The 513-nt window shown below is 56.1% G+C and carries 1 pseudogene; it reads left to right on the forward strand.

Features of this window, described 5'->3' with window-relative positions:
- Positions 1–513, forward strand: a pseudogene (locus ACTHUR_RS18445) (hypothetical protein); the annotation flags it as partial.

The raw sequence follows: 513 nt of genomic DNA on the forward strand, positions 1-513 counted from the left end.
GTGCATCTCATTTGCGCGGCCTGCGCGGCCAGCTTGATCCGGTTTTGACCAATCTCGCACTGGGCTACAAGCAGGCGGATTTTATTGCCGAGAAAATCTTCCCGGTGGTGTTTACTGAAAAAGAAGGCGTGCGTGTGCCGGTGTTCGGCAAGGGTTCGTTTGTCGAGTATCAGACCGAACGTGCGGTCGGTGCGGCATCGAATGTGATTACGCTGGACTCGCCAAGCTTTATGCCGGTCGTGTTGGAAGAGCATGATTTGGCCGCCGGTGTGGATTACCGCGAACAAGCAGAATCCATATACGACGAGCGCGCCAAGGCAACACGCCGTGCGGTCAAGGGCGTACAGCTGCGTCAGGAAATCGAAACTGCCGCCCTCCTGCAAAACAAATCGGCTTATCAGTCCGGTTTCAGCAAAGACTTGGCCGCCACCCAAAAATGGAGCGATAAAAACTCTGATCCGTTGGCAGACATCGAAACCGCCCGCGAAACGGTGCGTGCCGGCTGCGGTGTAC

The organism is Neisseria sp. P0021.S007 (assembly GCF_051956855.1).